The sequence below is a fragment of the Streptomyces sp. NPDC059917 genome (genome assembly GCF_042730635.1).
In the GTDB taxonomy this organism is placed as follows: Bacteria; Actinomycetota; Actinomycetes; order Streptomycetales; family Streptomycetaceae; genus Streptomyces.
In genome coordinates, this window is sequence record NZ_JBHWLC010000022.1 from 104,409 (window position 1) to 120,773 (window position 16,365).

14 protein-coding genes are annotated in these 16,365 nt (G+C 73.7%); all 14 read left to right on the top strand.

Features of this window, described 5'->3' with window-relative positions:
* Positions 1-64: 64 nt before the first annotated feature.
* The 14 genes from ACFWAR_RS15710 to ACFWAR_RS15775 all read left to right on the top strand — a co-directional run bounded on the left by ACFWAR_RS15710 (position 65) and on the right by ACFWAR_RS15775 (position 16,308).
* Positions 65-2,476: a collagenase gene (locus ACFWAR_RS15710; protein ID WP_385777264.1), complete on the top strand. Its 2,412-nt coding sequence runs from the start codon at positions 65-67 to the stop codon at positions 2,474-2,476.
* Between the two features lie 89 nt (positions 2,477-2,565).
* Positions 2,566-3,726, top strand: a complete 1,161-nt coding sequence (locus tag ACFWAR_RS15715) for an NAD(P)/FAD-dependent oxidoreductase (RefSeq protein WP_385777266.1) — start codon at positions 2,566-2,568, stop codon at positions 3,724-3,726.
* Positions 3,726-4,064 carry a (2Fe-2S)-binding protein gene (locus tag ACFWAR_RS15720; RefSeq protein WP_385777268.1) on the top strand — a complete coding sequence of 113 codons (339 nt, stop codon included), beginning with the start codon at positions 3,726-3,728 and terminating at the stop codon, positions 4,062-4,064. Before ACFWAR_RS15715 ends, ACFWAR_RS15720 begins: the two co-directional genes overlap by 1 nt.
* Positions 4,045-5,454 carry an NAD(P)/FAD-dependent oxidoreductase gene (locus ACFWAR_RS15725; RefSeq protein WP_385777270.1) on the top strand — a complete coding sequence of 470 codons (1,410 nt, stop codon included), beginning with the start codon at positions 4,045-4,047 and terminating at the stop codon, positions 5,452-5,454. The genes ACFWAR_RS15720 and ACFWAR_RS15725 overlap by 20 nt, the downstream gene beginning before the upstream one ends.
* A gap of 88 nt (positions 5,455-5,542) precedes the next feature.
* Positions 5,543-6,472: a dihydrodipicolinate synthase family protein gene (locus ACFWAR_RS15730; protein WP_385777272.1), complete on the top strand. Its 930-nt coding sequence runs from the start codon at positions 5,543-5,545 to the stop codon at positions 6,470-6,472.
* Between the two features lie 70 nt (positions 6,473-6,542).
* Positions 6,543-7,547 (top strand): proline racemase family protein, encoded by a 1,005-nt coding sequence (locus ACFWAR_RS15735; RefSeq protein WP_385777274.1) that lies wholly within the window; start codon positions 6,543-6,545, stop codon positions 7,545-7,547.
* Positions 7,544-8,623: a proline racemase family protein gene (locus tag ACFWAR_RS15740; RefSeq protein ID WP_385777276.1), complete on the top strand. Its 1,080-nt coding sequence runs from the start codon at positions 7,544-7,546 to the stop codon at positions 8,621-8,623. Before ACFWAR_RS15735 ends, ACFWAR_RS15740 begins: the two co-directional genes overlap by 4 nt.
* A gap of 56 nt (positions 8,624-8,679) precedes the next feature.
* Positions 8,680-9,597: an ornithine cyclodeaminase family protein gene (locus ACFWAR_RS15745; protein ID WP_385777296.1), complete on the top strand. Its 918-nt coding sequence runs from the start codon at positions 8,680-8,682 to the stop codon at positions 9,595-9,597.
* A gap of 40 nt (positions 9,598-9,637) precedes the next feature.
* The gene (locus ACFWAR_RS15750) at positions 9,638-10,360 is read left to right on the top strand and encodes a GntR family transcriptional regulator (protein WP_385777278.1); all 723 of its coding nucleotides are present in this window, start codon (positions 9,638-9,640) and stop codon (positions 10,358-10,360) included.
* A gap of 219 nt (positions 10,361-10,579) precedes the next feature.
* The gene (locus ACFWAR_RS15755) at positions 10,580-12,328 is read left to right on the top strand and encodes an ABC transporter substrate-binding protein (protein ID WP_385777280.1); all 1,749 of its coding nucleotides are present in this window, start codon (positions 10,580-10,582) and stop codon (positions 12,326-12,328) included.
* 2 nt (positions 12,329-12,330) lie between these two features.
* The gene (locus ACFWAR_RS15760; protein WP_385777282.1) at positions 12,331-13,284 is read left to right on the top strand and encodes an ABC transporter permease; all 954 of its coding nucleotides are present in this window, start codon (positions 12,331-12,333) and stop codon (positions 13,282-13,284) included.
* Positions 13,281-14,267: an ABC transporter permease gene (locus ACFWAR_RS15765; RefSeq protein WP_385777284.1), complete on the top strand. Its 987-nt coding sequence runs from the start codon at positions 13,281-13,283 to the stop codon at positions 14,265-14,267. Before ACFWAR_RS15760 ends, ACFWAR_RS15765 begins: the two co-directional genes overlap by 4 nt.
* Positions 14,267-15,298 carry an ABC transporter ATP-binding protein gene (locus ACFWAR_RS15770; RefSeq protein WP_385777286.1) on the top strand — a complete coding sequence of 344 codons (1,032 nt, stop codon included), beginning with the start codon at positions 14,267-14,269 and terminating at the stop codon, positions 15,296-15,298. Before ACFWAR_RS15765 ends, ACFWAR_RS15770 begins: the two co-directional genes overlap by 1 nt.
* Positions 15,299-15,372: 74 nt before the next feature.
* Positions 15,373-16,308, top strand: coding sequence for an ABC transporter ATP-binding protein (locus ACFWAR_RS15775; protein WP_385777298.1), 936 nt, complete (start codon positions 15,373-15,375; stop codon positions 16,306-16,308).
* The last annotated feature ends 57 nt before the right edge of the window (positions 16,309-16,365 follow it).

Genomic DNA, 16,365 nt, shown 5'->3' on the forward strand with positions numbered 1-16,365 from the left:
AACGCCGTGTGAATCAGGGCAGTTGCACCTCCCCCACCTCCCTCACCGCAACCAGGAGTTCCCGGTGTCCCAGCACAGAGCTGTGCGTACGTCCCTCCTCGCCGCCGCCGTCACGGTGACCCTGCTCGCCTCCGCGGGCCAGGTCGTGGCCCAGACGGCCGGTACCGGCTCCGCCCCGGTCCCCGCGACGTTCGCCTCGGGCACGCCCGCCGCCCCGGCCCAGGCCCCGGCCGGTCAGAACCCCTTCGACGAGGTCGACCGCCTCGCCAGCGCCCCGGCGCTCACCAACGCCCCGGCCCCCGCGCCGGGCACCGGCCAGGAGCCGGGCAGGATCGCGGGTCCCGCCCCGGCCCCCGCCCCGAGCGCGACCCAACTCGCCGACCGCGGCGCGGAGAAGGCGGGCGGGGCGACGGCCCGGGGCGCCGCCCCGAGCGCCCTGGTGACCGCGGGCGTCCCCTGCACCCTCGACGGCATCACGGGCCTGAGCCCGGAGCAGTTCGCCGACTTCCTCGGCGACTCCGCGGTCACCGCAGACGGTTGCCTGCGCGGGCTCATCTGGACCTGGGACGCCCGGCTCGCCCCGGTGATGTCCGACGCCCACGTCCAGGCCGTGTCCCGGCGGATATCGAGCCTGGCCGCCGCGCACGACGGCCGGAACTCCTCGCACCTGGAGGAGATGTTCACCTACCTGCACGCGGTCGCCTACCACGACTACTCGCGCACCGAGATCGACGTCACCGACGCCCCGACGGTCGACGCCATGCGCCGCGCGATCGCCGACTTCGGCGCCGCCGCCCGCACCTTCGACGTCAGCGCCTCCAACGCCCGCACCCTGCGCGAGGCCCTCTACGCCGGCAGCGCCCCGGGCCTGCGCCAGCACCAGGTGGGCCTGATCAAGAAGGTCCTGGTCACCCTGGACCCGGCGCACCCGCAGACCAACCTGGACGCCTCCTGGGCGGGCGCGGTCCTGGCCGGTCTGTCCGTGAACTACCTGGGCGTCTATCCGGGCAACAACGACGCCGCCTTCCACGCGGCGGTCGCGGCCGACCCCGCCTACCGCGCCGCGTTCAAGGCCTACGCGGGCTACGGTCACTTGAAGGGCACCGTCAACGCCTGGGCGGCGCGCGACGCGATCAGCGAGTACGGGCGGTTCGGCCAGGTCGAGGGCCTGCAGGCGCAGATATCCGCCGACCTCGGCGCCCTGCTCGAACCGGTCAGGGCGACCTTCGGCAACGGCAGCGAGCAGTGGGCCAAGGTGGTGTCCTGGCTCAACACCTACAACGCCTGCAAGCAGTACGGGGTGTGCAAGGAGGACATCGAGAAGCAGCTCTTCCCCAACACCTACTCCTACGACAACGGCGGCATCAAGGTCCGCACCGCCCTCGACCGGGCCACCGTCGACCAGCTCTACTACGCGAGCAAGCAGGTCAAGACCCAGTTCCACCGGGTGCTCGGGACCGACCAGCCGCTCGCCGGCGACCCCAACACCACCTTGAACATCGTGCTGTACGCCTCCCGCGCCGACTACGAGAACTACCACCCGATCCTCACCGGCATGGGCACCAACAACGGCGGCGTCTACATCGAGAACGGCGCCACCTTCTACACCTACCAGCGCCGGGTGCCCCAGGACTCCTCCCTCACGCTGGAGGAGCTGTTCCGCCACGAGTACACCCACTACCTCAACGGCCGCTACGCCGTGCCCGGCTTCTTCGGCCAGGGCCCCTGGTACGAGAACGACCGCACGACGGCCATGGACGAGGGCACCGCGGAGTTCTTCGACGGCGCCACCCGCGACAACGGCATCGCCGTCCGCAAGTCCCTGGTCAAGGGGGTCATGAACGACACCGCCGGTGGCGGGCCGCGGATGAGCGTCCAGCAGCTGCTCAGCGCGACCTACGACGGCGACGGCTTCCGCTTCTACAACTACGCGGGCACGTTCTTCGAGTTCCTGTGGAACGAGAAGCCCTCGGCGCTGCGCGAGATGTACACCCACCTGCGCGCGAACGACGTGGCGGGCTACGACGCCTGGCGCGTGCGGATGGGCTCGGACAGCTACCTCCAGCGCGACTACGACAAGTTCCTGGACGCGCAGATCGCCAAGGTGAACGACCTGTACGTGCCGAACACCGTCTTCACCGCCAACGACCGGCTGCGCGACTCCGCGCTCGCGTCGGTGAAGTCCTCCTTCGCGTCCGCCACCTACAACACCCCCGACTGCGTGGAGAACGGCGACCCCGGCAAGCGCCGCTTCACCTGTACGGGCCGCATCACCGCGAACCTGAAGAACTGGCGCAGCGACGACCAGAACTTCAAGGACATGTCCGAGACGGTCGACTACTTCATCCTCGACCGGGCGGGGGCGGTCTCCAACAACCTCGCCGACATGAACTGTTCCTTCGGCGCCGTGGAGATCTGGTCGAACAAGGTCGCGGGCACGTCGAGCTACAGCTGCGAGGGCCCGCTCCGCAGCTGATCGAGCGCCGACCGGTCCCGTTCGACGGGGGGCGGGACCGGTCCGGCCACACCCTGGATGACCGATAAAGAATGTGACATATTACTGCCGTGCCCAACAGACCACCCACGGACGCGCCCCTGGACGCCGTCATCATCGGCGCGGGCGTCGTCGGAGCCGCCTGTGCCTACTACGCCACCCGCGCCGGACTCTCCGTAGCCGTCGTCGACCGCGGCCCCGTCGCGGGCGGCACCACCGGCGCCGGGGAGGGCAACCTGCTCGTCTCCGACAAGGGGCCCGGCCCCGAACTGGACCTCGCGCTGCTCTCCACCACCCTGTGGCGCGAACTGGCCGCGGACCTCCCGGCGCAGACGGAGTACGAGGCCAAGGGCGGCCTGGTCGTCGCCCCCGACGAAGCCACCCTGAAGGCCCTGCGGGTCTTCGCCGACGGACAGCGCGCCGTCGGCGTACGGGCCACCGAGGTGGCGGGCGGGGCCCTCCACGACCTGGAGCCGCACCTCGCCCCCGGCCTCGCGGGCGGCTTCCACTATCCCGAGGACGCCCAGGTCCAGCCCGCGCAGGCGGCCGCCCGACTGCTGGCCGCCTCCGGCGCCCGCCTCTTCACCGGCGAGGAGGTCACCGCGGTGCTGCGCTCGACCGGCGGCGCGGTGCGCGGCGTGCGCACCGCGCGCCGCGAACTGCTCGCCCCCGCCGTCGTCAACGCGGCCGGCACCTGGGGCGGCGCGGTCGCCGGGCTCGCGGGCACCACCCTGCCCGTCATGCCCCGGCGCGGCTTCGTCCTGGTCACCGAGCCCCTCCCGCGCGTGGTGCGGCACAAGGTGTACGCCGCCGACTACATCGCCGACGTCGCCAGCGGCTCCGCCGCCCTCCAGTCCTCCGCCGTGGTCGAGGGCACCCCCGCGGGCCCCGTCCTCATCGGCGCCACCCGGGAACGGGTCGGCTTCGACCGCGGTCTGTCCACCGAAGCCCTGCGCCGCCTCGCCGCCCAGGCCGCCGCCCTCTTCCCGGTCCTCGCCGACGTCCGGGTGCTGCGCGCCTACCACGGCTTCCGCCCCTACCTCCCCGACCACCTGCCGGCCATCGGCCCCGACCCGCGCGTCCCGGGGCTGCTGCACGCCTGCGGCCACGAGGGCGCCGGGATCGGCCTCGCCCCCGGCACCGGCGTCCTGATCGCCGCCGCCCTCACCGGCGTCGGGGCCCCGCTGGACCCCGCGCCCTTCCGCCCCGACCGCTTCACGGAGGAAGCCTGATGGCCAGCCTGCGCCGCACCCGCCGCTCCCGGGAACCGCGCGACCTCGTCGGCGGCGCGGCCCCGGCCGTCCACACCGTCGAGTTCGACGGCCGTACGCTGCCCGCGCAGAGCGGCCAGAGCGTCGCCGCCGTGCTGTGGGCCGCCGGGATCCTCGCCTGGCGCACCACCCGGGAGGGCGGCGCCCCGCGCGGCGCGTTCTGCGGGATCGGCAGCTGCTACGACTGCCTCGTCACCGTCAACGGCCGCCCCAACCAGCGCGCCTGCCTGGTCCCGGCCCGGCCCGGGGACGCCATCACGACCCAGGAGGGAACCGGCCGTGCCGACCTCGCCGTCTGACCTCGCCGTCGTCGGGGCGGGTCCCGCCGGGCTCGCCGCCGCGGTCACCGCCGCCGACCTGGGCCTGCGCGTCACCCTCGTCGACGCCGGGGAGCAGCCCGGGGGCCAGTACTACCGCCACCCCGCGCCCGGGCTCGGCGCCGCCCGGCCCGAGGCCCTGCACCACGACTGGGCCGCCTTCGAGACCCGCGAACGGCGCCTGCGCGCCCACGAGTCGGCGGGCCGGATCACCTTCCTGCCCGCCCACCACGTCTGGACGGTGGTCCCCGCCGCCGACCCCGGCTCCGACGGGGGCGGCCTGCTGCTGCACGCCGTCGCGGGAACCCGCGGCGAGGACGAGCGCGCCGTCACCCTGCGGGCCCGCGCCGTCCTGCTCGCCACCGGCGCCCACGAGCGGCAACTGCCCTTCCCCGGCTGGACCCTGCCGGGCGTGATCGGGGCCGGGGGAGCGCAGGCCATGCTCAAGGGCGGCCTCGTGCTGCCCGGCCGCCGGATCGTGGTGGCGGGCAGCGGCCCGCTGCTGCTCGCGGTCGCCGGCTCCCTGGCCGCCGCCGGGGCCCGGGTGCCCGCCGTCGTCGAGGCCTCCTCCTACGCCGCCTACGCCGGTCGGGTGCCCACCCTGCTGCGCAACCCCGGCAAGCTCGTCGAAGGCGCCGTCCACGGTGGGGCGCTGCTGCGCCACGGGGTGCGGCTGCGCACCCGCCGCGCCGTCGTCGAGGCCCAGGGGAAGGACCGGGTGGAGGCCGTGGTCGTGGCCCGGCTCGACCGCGACTGGAAGCCCGTACCCGGCACCGAGCGCCGGATCCCCTGCGACGCGCTCGCGGTGGGCCACGGCCTGGTGCCCCAGCTGGAGCTGGCCACCGGGCTCGGCTGCGCCACCGTGCGCGCGGCGGACGGGACGGTGGCGCTCGACCTCGACGCGAGCCAGCGGACCTCCGTCCCCGGCGTCTGGTCGGCGGGCGAGACCGGGGGCATCGGCGGCGCCGGACTGGCCCTGGTCGAAGGGGAGTTGGCGGCCCTGTCGATCGCGGGGCGGACCGCCCCGGCCGCCCTCGTGCGTCGGCGGGCCCGGCTGCGGGCCTTCGCCGACGCGATGGGCGCGGCCCACCGCCCGGGGTCCGGATGGACCGGATGGCTGCCGGACGACGCCGTCGTCTGCCGCTGCGAGGAGGTCCCGGCCGGGCCGATCCGGGAGGCCGTGGCCGACCTGGGCGCGCGGGACGCCCGTACCGTCAAACTGCTCACCCGTGCGGGCATGGGCTGGTGCCAGGGGCGGATGTGCGGCGCCGCCGTCGCGGCGCTCGCCGGGGACGAAGCGGCCGCGGACCGGCGGCCGTTGTCCTGCCCGGTACCGCTGCGCCAGCTCGCCGAGCTGCCCGCGGACCACTGACCGGCCTGCGCCGATCGGGCGGCCACACCCCTTGTGGCCGCCCTTCGCCCCCTAGTAAAATGTCACACATCACATAAGGAGTTCTGTCATGACGCACGCGCACACCCCCGCGCCCAGCACCGCCACGCCCCGCACCCGCCCCTGGCACGGCATCATGGTCGCCACCGCGCTGCCGATGCGCGCGGACCACTCAGTGGACTACGACGCCTACGCCGACCACGTGGCCTGGCTGATCGCCAACGGCTGCGACGGCGTCGTGCCCAACGGTTCGCTCGGCGAGTACCAGACCCTCACCGACGAGGAGCGCGCCCGGGTCGTCCGCACCGCCGTCGAGGCCGCCGGTGACGGGGCCCGCGTCATGCCAGGCGTCGCCGCCTACGGCAGCGCCGAGTCCCGCCGCTGGGCCGAACAGGCCGCCGAAGCGGGCGCGGGATCCGTCCTGCTGCTCCCGCCGAACGCCTACCGCGCCGACCACGACGCCGTGCGCGCCCACTACGCCGAGGTCGCCCGGGCCGGGGTGCCCGTCGTCGCCTACAACAACCCCATCGACACCAAGGTCGACCTGACCCCGGCGCTGCTCGCCCGGCTGCACGCCGACGCCAGCATCGTCGCCGTCAAGGAGTTCACCGGCGACGTCCGCCGCGCCTACGAGATCGCCGAACTCGCGCCGGGCCTCGACCTGCTCATCGGCTCCGACGACGTCCTGGTCGAACTCGCCCTCGCCGGCGCCGTCGGCTGGATCGCCGGCTACCCCAACGCCCTGCCCCGCTCCTGTGCCACCCTCTACCGGGCCGCCGTCGCCGGCGACCTGGAGACCGCACTGCCGCTGTACCGGTCCCTCCACCCGCTGCTGCGCTGGGACTCCAAGACCGAGTTCGTCCAGGCCATCAAGCTCTCCATGGACCTGGCCGGCCGCCCCGGCGGCTCGGTGCGCCCGCCCCGCTTCCCGCTCACGGGCGAGATCGAGGCAGCCGTCCGCGCCGCCACCGAGAAGGCCCTCGCCGAGGGCCTGAACTAGCCCACCGCCCACCGCCCACCGCCCGCCCATTCGCCCGCCCGGCCGCCGGCCGAGACTCCTGGGGGACCCCATGCGCACCCGCAACGTCTACCACGCCGTGGACTCACACACCGAGGGCATGCCCACCCGGGTGATCACCGGCGGAGTCGGGGTGATTCCCGGCGCCACCATGGCCGACAAGCGGCTCCACTTCATCGCGCACATGGACCACATCCGCACCCTGCTGATGAACGAACCGCGCGGACACGCGGCGATGAGCGGGGCCGTCCTCCAGCCGCCCACCCGCCCCGACGCCGACTTCGGGGTCCTCTACATCGAGGTGTCGGGGCTGCTCCCGATGTGCGGCCACGGCACGATCGGGGTCGCCACCGTCCTCGTCGAGACCGGCATGGTGCCCGTCGTCGAGCCCGTCACCACGGTCCGCCTCGACACCCCCGCGGGCCTGGTCAGCGTCGACGTCCAGGTCCGGGACGGGGTGGCCGAGCACGTCACCCTCACCAACGTCCCCTCCTTCTGCGTCGGCCTCGACCTCAAGACCGAGGTCCCCGGCCACGGCACCGTCACCTACGACCTCGCCTACGGCGGCAACTTCTACGCCTTCGTCGAACTCGACGCCCTAGGCCTGCCCTTCGACCGCGCCCGGGGCAACGACCTGCTCGCCGCCGGACTCGCGATCATGGAGGCGATCAACGCGGGCGAGGACCGGCCGGTCCACCCCGAGAACCCCTCCATCGGCGGGGTCAAGCACGTCTACCTGGCCGCCCCCGGCTCCGACGCCGAACGCTCCCGGCACGCGATGGCCATCCACCCCGGCTGGTTCGACCGTTCGCCCTGCGGTACGGGGACCTCCGCGCGGATGGCCCAGCTGCACGCCCGGGGCCTCCTCCCGCTCGGCCGCGACTTCGTCAACGAGTCCTTCATCGGCACCGAGTTCACCGGCCGCCTGATCGGCGACACCACCGTCGGCGACCTTCCCGCCGTCGTCCCCACCGTCACCGGACGGGCCTGGATCACCGGCACCGCCCAGTACTTCCTCGACCCGTCCGACCCCTTCCCCGGAGGGTTCCAGCTGTGACCGCCGAGCACGCCCCGCACGACCCGACCGCCGCGCCCGCGTCCGTGCGGACCACCGACTACCACACCGCCGGAGAACCCTTCCGGATCGTCACCGGCGGCCTCCCGCCGGTGCCCGGGGACACGGTGGCCGAGCGCTGCGCCACCGCCATCGGCCCCGGGGGCAGCGGCACGGCGCCGCGGCGGGGCGCGCTGGACGACGTACGCCGCCTGCTCGTCCAGGAGCCGCGCGGGCACGCCGGGATGTACGGCGGGTTCGTGGTCCCGCCCGATGACGACGGGGCCCACTTCGGGGTGCTCTTCTGGCACAAGGACGGCTACTCCACGGCCTGCGGACACGGCACGATGGCGCTCGGCGCCTGGGCCGTGGACAGCGGGCTGGTCCCCGCCCCGCACGACGGCGACGCCCGGGTGCGCATCGACGTACCGTCCGGCCGGGTCACCGCCACCGTCCACCGCACCGCCGGCCGCACCACCGGGGTCACCTTCCGCAACGTCCCGGCCAGGGTCACCGCCCGCAAGGTGCCCGTGGCCACCTCCTACGGCGTGGTCGAGGTCGACCTCGCGCACGCCGGGGCCTGCTACGCCTCGGTCGCCGCACGCGACCTCGGGTTGGAGACCGACCGGGAGGCGCTGCCCGCGCTGGTGCGGGCCGGGCAGGAGATCCGGGCGGCGCTGGCCGGCCACCCGGGCACCTGGCACCCGGACGGCCCGCTGCTGTCCGGGGTGTACGGGGTGATCCTCCACGAGGAACTGCCCGACACCCCCTTCGGGCCCCACCAGCGCAACGTGACCGTCTTCGGCGACGGCCAGATCGACCGCTCGCCCTGCGGCTCGGGCACCTCCGCCCGGCTCGCGCTCCTCGCCGAGGACGGTCGGCTGGGCGCGCACGAGGACCTGCTCCACGAGTCCGTCACCGGCACGGTCTTCACCGGGCGGGTGCTGCGGCCCGCCGACTCCGCCGGACCGGCCGCCGACGGCCTGGTCACCGAGGTCACCGGCACCGCCCACCGCACCGGCGAGCACGTCTTCCTGCGCGACCCGCACGACGTCCTCGGCACCGGATTCGCCCTGTGAGCGCCGATGGCGCGGGCGCCGACCCCGGCGCGCTGCCCCAGTTCTCGGCCGCGCGGATGGCGGACCTGCTCACCCCCGCCGCCGCGGTCGACGCCCTGGCGGACGCGCTGCGCGAGGGCCCCGACCCCGAGGGCTGCCCGCAGCGGACCGCCCTGGCGGTGCCCGGCGGCGAACTGCTGCTGATGCCTGCCGCGTCCGGCGCGTACGCGGGGGTGAAGGTCGCCGGGGTGGCCCCCGGCAATCCGGCCCGCGGGCTGCCCCGGATCACCGGTTCCTACCTGCTGCTGGACGGCCCCACCCTGCGCCCGCTGGCCCTCTTCGACGGGGCGGCCCTCACCGCCCTGCGCACCCCGGCCGTCTCCGCCCTGGCCCTGCGCCACCTCGCCCCGGTCGGGCGGCCGCTGCGGCTCGTCCTGTTCGGGTCGGGCCCCCAGGCGTACGGGCACCTCGAAGCGACGCGGGCGGTGCGGGAGCTGGCCGAGGTGGTGGTGGTCGCCCGTGACCCGGCGGGCGTCGAGAAGCTGGTCGCGCACGCCCGCACCCGCGGCGTGCCCGCCCGCGCCGGTGGCCCCGGCGACGTGGCCGGGGCGGACCTGGTCCTGTGCTGCACCACCGCCCGCGAACCGCTCTTCGACGGGCGGCTCGTGGCGGGCGGCGCCACCGTGGTCGCGGTGGGCTCGCACGAGCCGGACGCCCGCGAGGTGGACACGGCGCTGGTGCGCCGGGCCGCCGTCTACGTCGAGTCCCGCGCGGCCGCGCTGCGCGAGGCGGGGGACCTGCTGATCCCGGAGGCCGAGGGCGCCATCGGCCCCGGTCATATCAACGGCACCCTGGCCGACCTGGTCGCGGGGCGGTCGGCGGGCGCGCGGCCGCAGGGTTGTCCACAGCTCTTCAAGAGCGTGGGCATGGCCTGGGAGGATCTTGCCGTGGCGGTGGCCCTGTACACGGCCGCCGGGGGCAACGGCGAAACGTGACATTGTACGCTGTGCCTCTGCGATCCTCGGAGGAAAAGCTATGGGTGACCTGAAGCAGAACAGTCTCATCAAGGCCCAGGAGCGGCTCCGCGACCAGGTCGGGCACGCCCTGCGGGCAGCCCTGATAGCGGGTGAACTGCGCCCCGGCAACGTCTACTCGGCGCCCGGGCTGGCCGGCGAACTGGGGGTCTCGGCCACTCCGGTGCGCGAGGCGATGCTGGACCTGGCCCGCGAGGGCCTGGTGGAGCCCGTGCGCAACAAGGGGTTCCGGATCACCGAGGTCAGCGAGCGGGACCTGGACCAGTACACCGAGCTGCGCACGATGATCGAGGTGCCGACCATCGGCCGGGTCACCGAGATCGCCACCGTCGCGCAGCTGGAGGCCCTGCGGCCGATCGCCGAGGAGATCGTCACCAGCGCCCGCGAGCACAACCTCATCGGCTACCTGGAGGCGGACCGCCGCTTCCACCTCTCGCTGCTGGCCCTCGCCGGCAACGACCGGCTCGTCGAGACGGTCGGCGACCTGCGCAAGCGCTCCCGGCTGTACGGGCTCACGGGCCTGGACGAGGCGGGCAAGCTGGTCTCCTCGGCCGAGGAGCACGTCGAGCTGCTCGACCTGATGATCGCGGGCGACGCGGCGGCGGCCCAGGCCTGCATGACCCGCCACCTCGGGCACGTCCGCTCGCTGTGGGCCCAGGGCCGCGACGAGCCCGTCGGCCGCAGCACGGTCCGCCTGGGCGGCGCGGCGGCCACCCGGGCCTGATGGGCGGCGGCCGCCGCCCCGGCCGCCGCGCCCGCCCCACCGGGGCCCCGACCTCCTGAACGGTCGGGGCCCCGGTGGCATGTGCGGCCCCAACTCGCCCGCCGCGCGCCGTATTTGGACACGGCTGGATAACGGCGGTGCAGACCCCTTGTCAGTGCAATTTCACATTACTATGTTACCGGTCACATCGTAGAGCGCGGCCCTTCCCTGGAGTGACCCATGACCAAGCGCCATCAACTCGCCCTCGCCACCGCCCTGGTGGCGGCCCTCGCACTCGGCGCCTCGGGCTGTTCCGGCACCAAGAAGGGCTCCGAGGGCGCGGGCGCGGGCAGGCCCAACCCGGCCGCCGCCAACGACGGCCTGATCATCGGCGGCACCCCGGCCAAGGGCGGCACCCTTACCGTCCTGTCCAACCAGGACTTCGCCCACCTCGACCCGGCCCGCAACTGGGTGATGCCGACCATGGACTTCGGCACCCGGCTCCTCTACCGCACCCTGGTCACCTTCAAGGCCGAACCGGGCAAGGGCGGCAGCGAGCTGGTCCCCGACCTCGCCACCGACCTCGGCACCCCCTCCAACGGCGGCCGCACCTGGACCTTCACCCTCAAGGAGGGCCTGAAGTACGAGGACGGCACCGCGATCAAGGCCGCCGACATCAAGTACAACGTCGAGCGCTCCTTCGCCCCGGACCTCACCGGCGGGCCCGACTACGCCGCCCAGTACCTGGCCGGCACCGAGGGCTACAAGGGCCCCCTCCAGGGCAAGCACCTGGACTCGGTCAAGACCCCGGACGACCGCACGATCGTCTTCGAACTGAAGCGGCCCGTCGCCGAGTTCTCCGCGACCACGACCCTGCCGACCTTCGCCCCGGTCCCGCAGGCCCAGGAGAAGGGCACCCAGTACGACGCCCGCCCGTTCTCCTCCGGCCCGTACAAGATCGAGTCCTACGACCGGGACAAGAAGCTCGTCCTGGTCCGCAACGAGCACTGGGACCCCAAGACGGACAGCGTCCGCAAGGCGTATCCCGACAAGTTCGTCGTGGTCATGGGCCTCAAGGGCGGCCAGATCGACGACCGCATCATCGCCGGGGAGGGCGCCGACGCCTCCACCGTCGAATGGGCCACCATGCGCCCCGAGAGCGCCCCCAAGGTGCTGCCCAAGCCGGAGATCAAGAAGCGGCTGCTCGCCGAGTCCCAGGGCTGCACCACGATGCTCAACCTCAACAACTCCCGCGCCCCCTTCAACGACCCGAAGGTCCGCGAGGCCATGCAGTACGCGGTCGACAAGGAGGCCATCGTCACCGCGGGCGGCGGCCCGGCCCTCACCGAGGTCGCCACCTCCTACCTGCCGCCCGCGCTCGCCGGCGGCAAGCAAGCCGACCCGCTGAAGATCGCACCGGCCGGCGACCCCGCCAAGGCCAAGGAGCTGCTCAAGGCCGCGGGCAAGGAGAGCCTCAAGGTCTCGCTGTCCGTCTCCACCGGCGACAAGGGCAAGGCGGAGGCCATCCAGCAGGGCCTGGCCCGCGCGGGCGTCGAGGTGGTCATCGACACCGTCGACCCCGGCGCCTACTACGACGTCATCGGTGACCTGTCCACCACGCCCGACATGACCATGAGCGGCTGGTGTCCCGACTACCCCTCCGGCTCCACCTGGATCCCCTTCGTCTTCGACGGACGCACCATCAAGCCCAAGGGCAACCAGGGCAACAACAGCCAGTTCCGTGACGACGCGACGATGAAGCGGATCGACGAGATCAACGCCATGGCCGACGCGAAGCAGGCCAACCAGGCGTGGCGCGACCTCGACGCGGCCATCATGGCCAAGTCCCCGTCCGTCCCGCTCTTCCTGGAGCGCAAGCCGCTGCTGGTCGGACCCAACATCGCGGGCGCCTTCGGCCACCCCGTCTGGGTCGGCCAGATCGACTACGCGACCGTCGGTCTCAAGGACCCGGCGAAGAGCCAGGGCTGACCATGACCGACACCGCATCCGCCACCGCCCCCGGGGCGGTGGCGGCCGAGGTCCCCCCGGGCAGCAGCCCCTGGCAGCTCGCCCGGCGGGAACTGCGCCGCCGCCCCGCCGTCCGCGTCAGCCTCGCCGTCGTCGTCCTCTTCGTCGTGATGGCCGCCGCCGCCCCCTGGCTCGGCGCCCTCGGCGGCTGGGACCCGGACACCTTCGACAAGAGCGCCATCGACCCCTACCTCGGCGGCCTCCCGCTCGGCGACCTCGGCGGCATCGGCCCCGAACACTGGCTCGGCGTCGAACCGGTCACCGGCCGCGACCTGTTCGCGCGCGTGGTCCACGGCGCCCAGGTCTCCCTCCTGATCGCCTTCACCGCCACCGCGATCGTCGTCCTCGCGGGGACCGCCGCGGGCATCGCCGCCGGGTACTTCGGCGGCCGCACCGACGCCGTCCTGTCCCGGCTGATGGACCTGACCATGTCCTTCCCGTCCCTGATCTTCATGATCGCGGTCCTGTCGGTGGCCAAGGACGTCAACCGCATCGTCCTCATGACCGCCGTCATCGGCCTCTTCGGCTGGCCCGGCATCGCCCGCGTGGTGCGCGGCCAGACCCTCTCCCTCAAACACCGCGAGTACGTCGACGCGGCCCGGGTCGGCGGCGCCGGCGCCTGGCGGATCCTGACCCGGGACATCCTCCCCGGCGTCGCCGGCCCCGTCATCGCCTACACCACCCTGCTCGTCCCCGGCATGATCAGCACCGAGGCGGCCCTGAGCTACCTGGGCGTCGGCGTGCGCCCGCCCACCCCGTCCTGGGGCCAGATGATCGCCGAGAGCGTCGCCTTCTACGAGACCGACCCCATGTACTTCGTCATCCCCAGCGCCTTCCTCTTCCTCGCCGTCCTCGCCTTCACCCTGCTCGGCGACGCACTGCGCGACATCCTCGACCCGCGGGGCGGCCGCACGTGATCCTCTACCTCCTGCGCCGCCTGCTCGCCCTCGCCGGGGTGCTGCTCGCCATCGCCGCCGTCACCTTCGTCATCTTCTACGTCCTGCCCTCCGACCCGGCCGCCGCCGCCTGCGGCAAGACCTGCAGCGTGGAACGGATCGCCGCGGTCCGCGAGTACCTCGGCCTCGACCAGCCGCTGTGGCGCCAGTTCCTCGACTTCCTCACCGGCATCTTCACCGGGCGCAGCCAGGGCACCGGCCCGTACGCCGTCACCTGCGACTTCCCGTGCCTGGGCTACTCCTACGAGAACTCCCTGCCCGTGTGGGACCTGCTGATGGACCGGCTCCCGGTCTCGGCCTCCCTCGCCGTCGGCGCCGCGGCCCTGTGGCTGGTGCTGGGCCTGGGCGCCGGGGTCACCGCCGCCCTGCGCAAGGACACCGCCACCGACAAGGCCCTGATGGTCGGCGCCGTCGCCGCCGCCTCGCTGCCCGTCTACTTCACCTCCGTGATGCTGATCTACGGGGTGATCCGCGTCGCCGACCTGCTGCCCTACCCCAGCTACCAGCCCTTCACCGACGATCCGCTCGGCTGGGCCACGAACCTGCTGCTGCCCTGGACCGCGCTCGCGCTGCTCTACGCCGCCATGTACGCGCGCCAGAGCCGCGGTTCGATGATCGAGGCGATGGCCGAGCCGTACATCCGTACCGCCCGGGCCAAGGGCATGCCCGAACGCACCGTCGTGGTCAAACACGGCCTGCGCTCGGCGATGACCCCCATCCTGACCATCTTCGGCATGGACCTCGGCGGCCTGCTCGCCGGAGCCGTCATCACCGAGTCCATCTTCGGACTCCCCGGCATCGGACGGCTCTTCTACGGCGCCCTCGTCAGCTCCGACCAACCGGTGGTCCTCGGGGTCACCCTGCTCGCCGCCTTCTTCATCGTCGTCGCCAACCTCGTCGTCGACCTCCTGTACGCCGTCATCGACCCGAGGGTGAGGTACTGATGGCCGCTCTCCTTGAAGTGCGCGACCTGCACGTCACGTTCACCACCCCGCGCGGCACCGTCCGCGCCGTGGACTCGCTCGGCTTCACCGTCGAGGCCGGCCGCACCCTCGGCATCGTCGGGGAGTCCGGATCCGGCAAGTCCGTCACCTCGCTCGCCGTCATGGGGCTGCACCGCGGCGCCGAGATCGGCGGCTCCATCGCCCTGGACGGCCGCGAACTCACCACGCTCGGCGAGAAGGAGCTGTCCCGGCTGCGCGGCCGCAAGATGGCCATGATCTTCCAGGACCCGCTCTCCAGCCTGCACCCCTACTACACGGTCGGCGAACAGATCGCCGAGCACTTCCGGGTGCACTTCAAGGCGGGTCGGGCCGCCGCGCGCAAACGCGCCGTGGACATGCTCGGCGAGGTCGGCATCCCCGAACCCGCCCGCCGCGCCGGGGAGTACCCGCACCAGTTCTCCGGCGGCATGCGCCAACGCGCGATGATCGCCATGGCACTGGCCTGCGAACCCGACCTGCTCATCGCGGACGAGCCCACCACCGCCCTCGACGTCACCGTCCAGGCCCAGATCCTCGAACTGATCGCCCGGCTCCAGCAGGACCGCGGCCTCGGCGTCGTGATGATCACCCACGACCTCGGCGTGGTCGCCCGGGTCGCCCACGAGGTCCTGGTCATGTACGGCGGCCGGGCCGCCGAACAGGCCCCGGTCGACCAGCTCTTCGCCGACCCCGCGCACCCCTACACCCGGGGCCTGCTGGAGTCGCTGCCCCGGCTCGACGACGCCGACGACCAGCCGCTGCGGACCATCCCCGGCTCCCCGCCCTCCCTGCGCGAGCCCGCCCCCGGGTGCGCCTTCGCCCCGCGCTGCGCCCGCGCCGCCGCGGGCACGGAGGCGGAGCGCCGCCGGTGCGCCACGGTCCGCCCCGCTCTCGACCCCTACGCGGGCCCCGGGCGCCGGGTGGCCTGCCACTTCGCCGGCCCCGGCGCCGCACCCGCGGCCGCGGGTCCCGTCCAGGAGGCCTCCCGGTGACCGAAACGACCACCACGACCACCACCGGCGCCGCGGCCGACGCGCCGCCCCTGCTGTCCGTGCGCGACCTGACCATGGCCTTCCCCGGGAAGCGCTCGGCCACCGGCCGCAAGGGCGCGCCCGTCCGGGCCGTCGACGGGGTCTCCTTCGAGCTGGCGGCTGGGGAAACCCTCGGCCTGGTGGGGGAGTCGGGCTGCGGGAAGTCCACCACCGGCCGGATGCTGGTCCGCCTCCTGGAGCCCACCTCGGGGAGCATCGCCTTCGAGGGCCGGGAGATCACCCGCCTCTCCCAGGGCGCCCTGCGACCGCTGCGCCGCCACCTCCAGATGGTGTTCCAGGATCCGCACTCCTCGCTCAACCCCCGCCAGACGGTGGCCCGGATCATCTCCGACCCGCTGATGGTGCAGGGCTGGAGCGCGGCCGACGCCCGCCGCCGGGCCGCCGAGCTGATGGAGCTGACCGGACTGATCCCCGAGCACATCGACCGCTATCCGCACGAGTTCTCCGGCGGCCAGGCCCAACGCATCGGCATCGCGCGCTCCCTGGCCACCAGCCCCCGCCTGATCATCGCCGACGAGCCGGTCTCCGCCCTCGACGTCTCGGTGCAGGCGCAGATCGTCAACCTGATGGAACGGCTGCGCCGCGAACTCGGGCTGGCCTACGTGTTCATCGCCCACGACCTGTCGGTGGTCAAGCGGGTCAGCGACCGGGTCGCCGTGATGTACCTCGGCCGGATCGTCGAGATCGGGGACAAGCACGCGCTGTACGCCGACCCCCAGCACCCCTACACGCGGGCGCTGCTGTCCGCCGTACCGCTGCCCGACCCGGCGGCCGAGCGGCGGCGGGAGCGGATCGTGCTGCTCGGCGACCCGCCGAGCCCGGCGGCACCGCCGCCCGGGTGTTCCTTCCACCCGCGCTGTCCCAAGGCGCAGGACGTCTGCCGCGTCGAGCGGCCCGTCCTGCGGTCGGTCGCGGGACGCGAGGTGGCCTGTCACTTCCCCGGGAACTGACGCGGCCCGGCCGCGACAGCGGGGAGGGAGGGGCCCCGCCACCGGTCACCGGTGGCG

Coding starts and splice junctions, on each gene's coding strand:
- ACFWAR_RS15720 (WP_385777268.1), top strand. CDS start 3,726: ATGGCCAGCCTGCGCCGCACCCGCCGCTCCCGGGAACCGCGCGACCTC.
- ACFWAR_RS15730 (WP_385777272.1), top strand. CDS start 5,543: ATGACGCACGCGCACACCCCCGCGCCCAGCACCGCCACGCCCCGCACC.
- ACFWAR_RS15735 (WP_385777274.1), top strand. CDS start 6,543: ATGCGCACCCGCAACGTCTACCACGCCGTGGACTCACACACCGAGGGC.
- ACFWAR_RS15745 (WP_385777296.1), top strand. CDS start 8,680: ATGGCGGACCTGCTCACCCCCGCCGCCGCGGTCGACGCCCTGGCGGAC.
- ACFWAR_RS15750 (WP_385777278.1), top strand. CDS start 9,638: ATGGGTGACCTGAAGCAGAACAGTCTCATCAAGGCCCAGGAGCGGCTC.
- ACFWAR_RS15755 (WP_385777280.1), top strand. CDS start 10,580: ATGACCAAGCGCCATCAACTCGCCCTCGCCACCGCCCTGGTGGCGGCC.
- ACFWAR_RS15760 (WP_385777282.1), top strand. CDS start 12,331: ATGACCGACACCGCATCCGCCACCGCCCCCGGGGCGGTGGCGGCCGAG.
- ACFWAR_RS15770 (WP_385777286.1), top strand. CDS start 14,267: ATGGCCGCTCTCCTTGAAGTGCGCGACCTGCACGTCACGTTCACCACC.
- ACFWAR_RS15775 (WP_385777298.1), top strand. CDS start 15,373: ATGGCCTTCCCCGGGAAGCGCTCGGCCACCGGCCGCAAGGGCGCGCCC.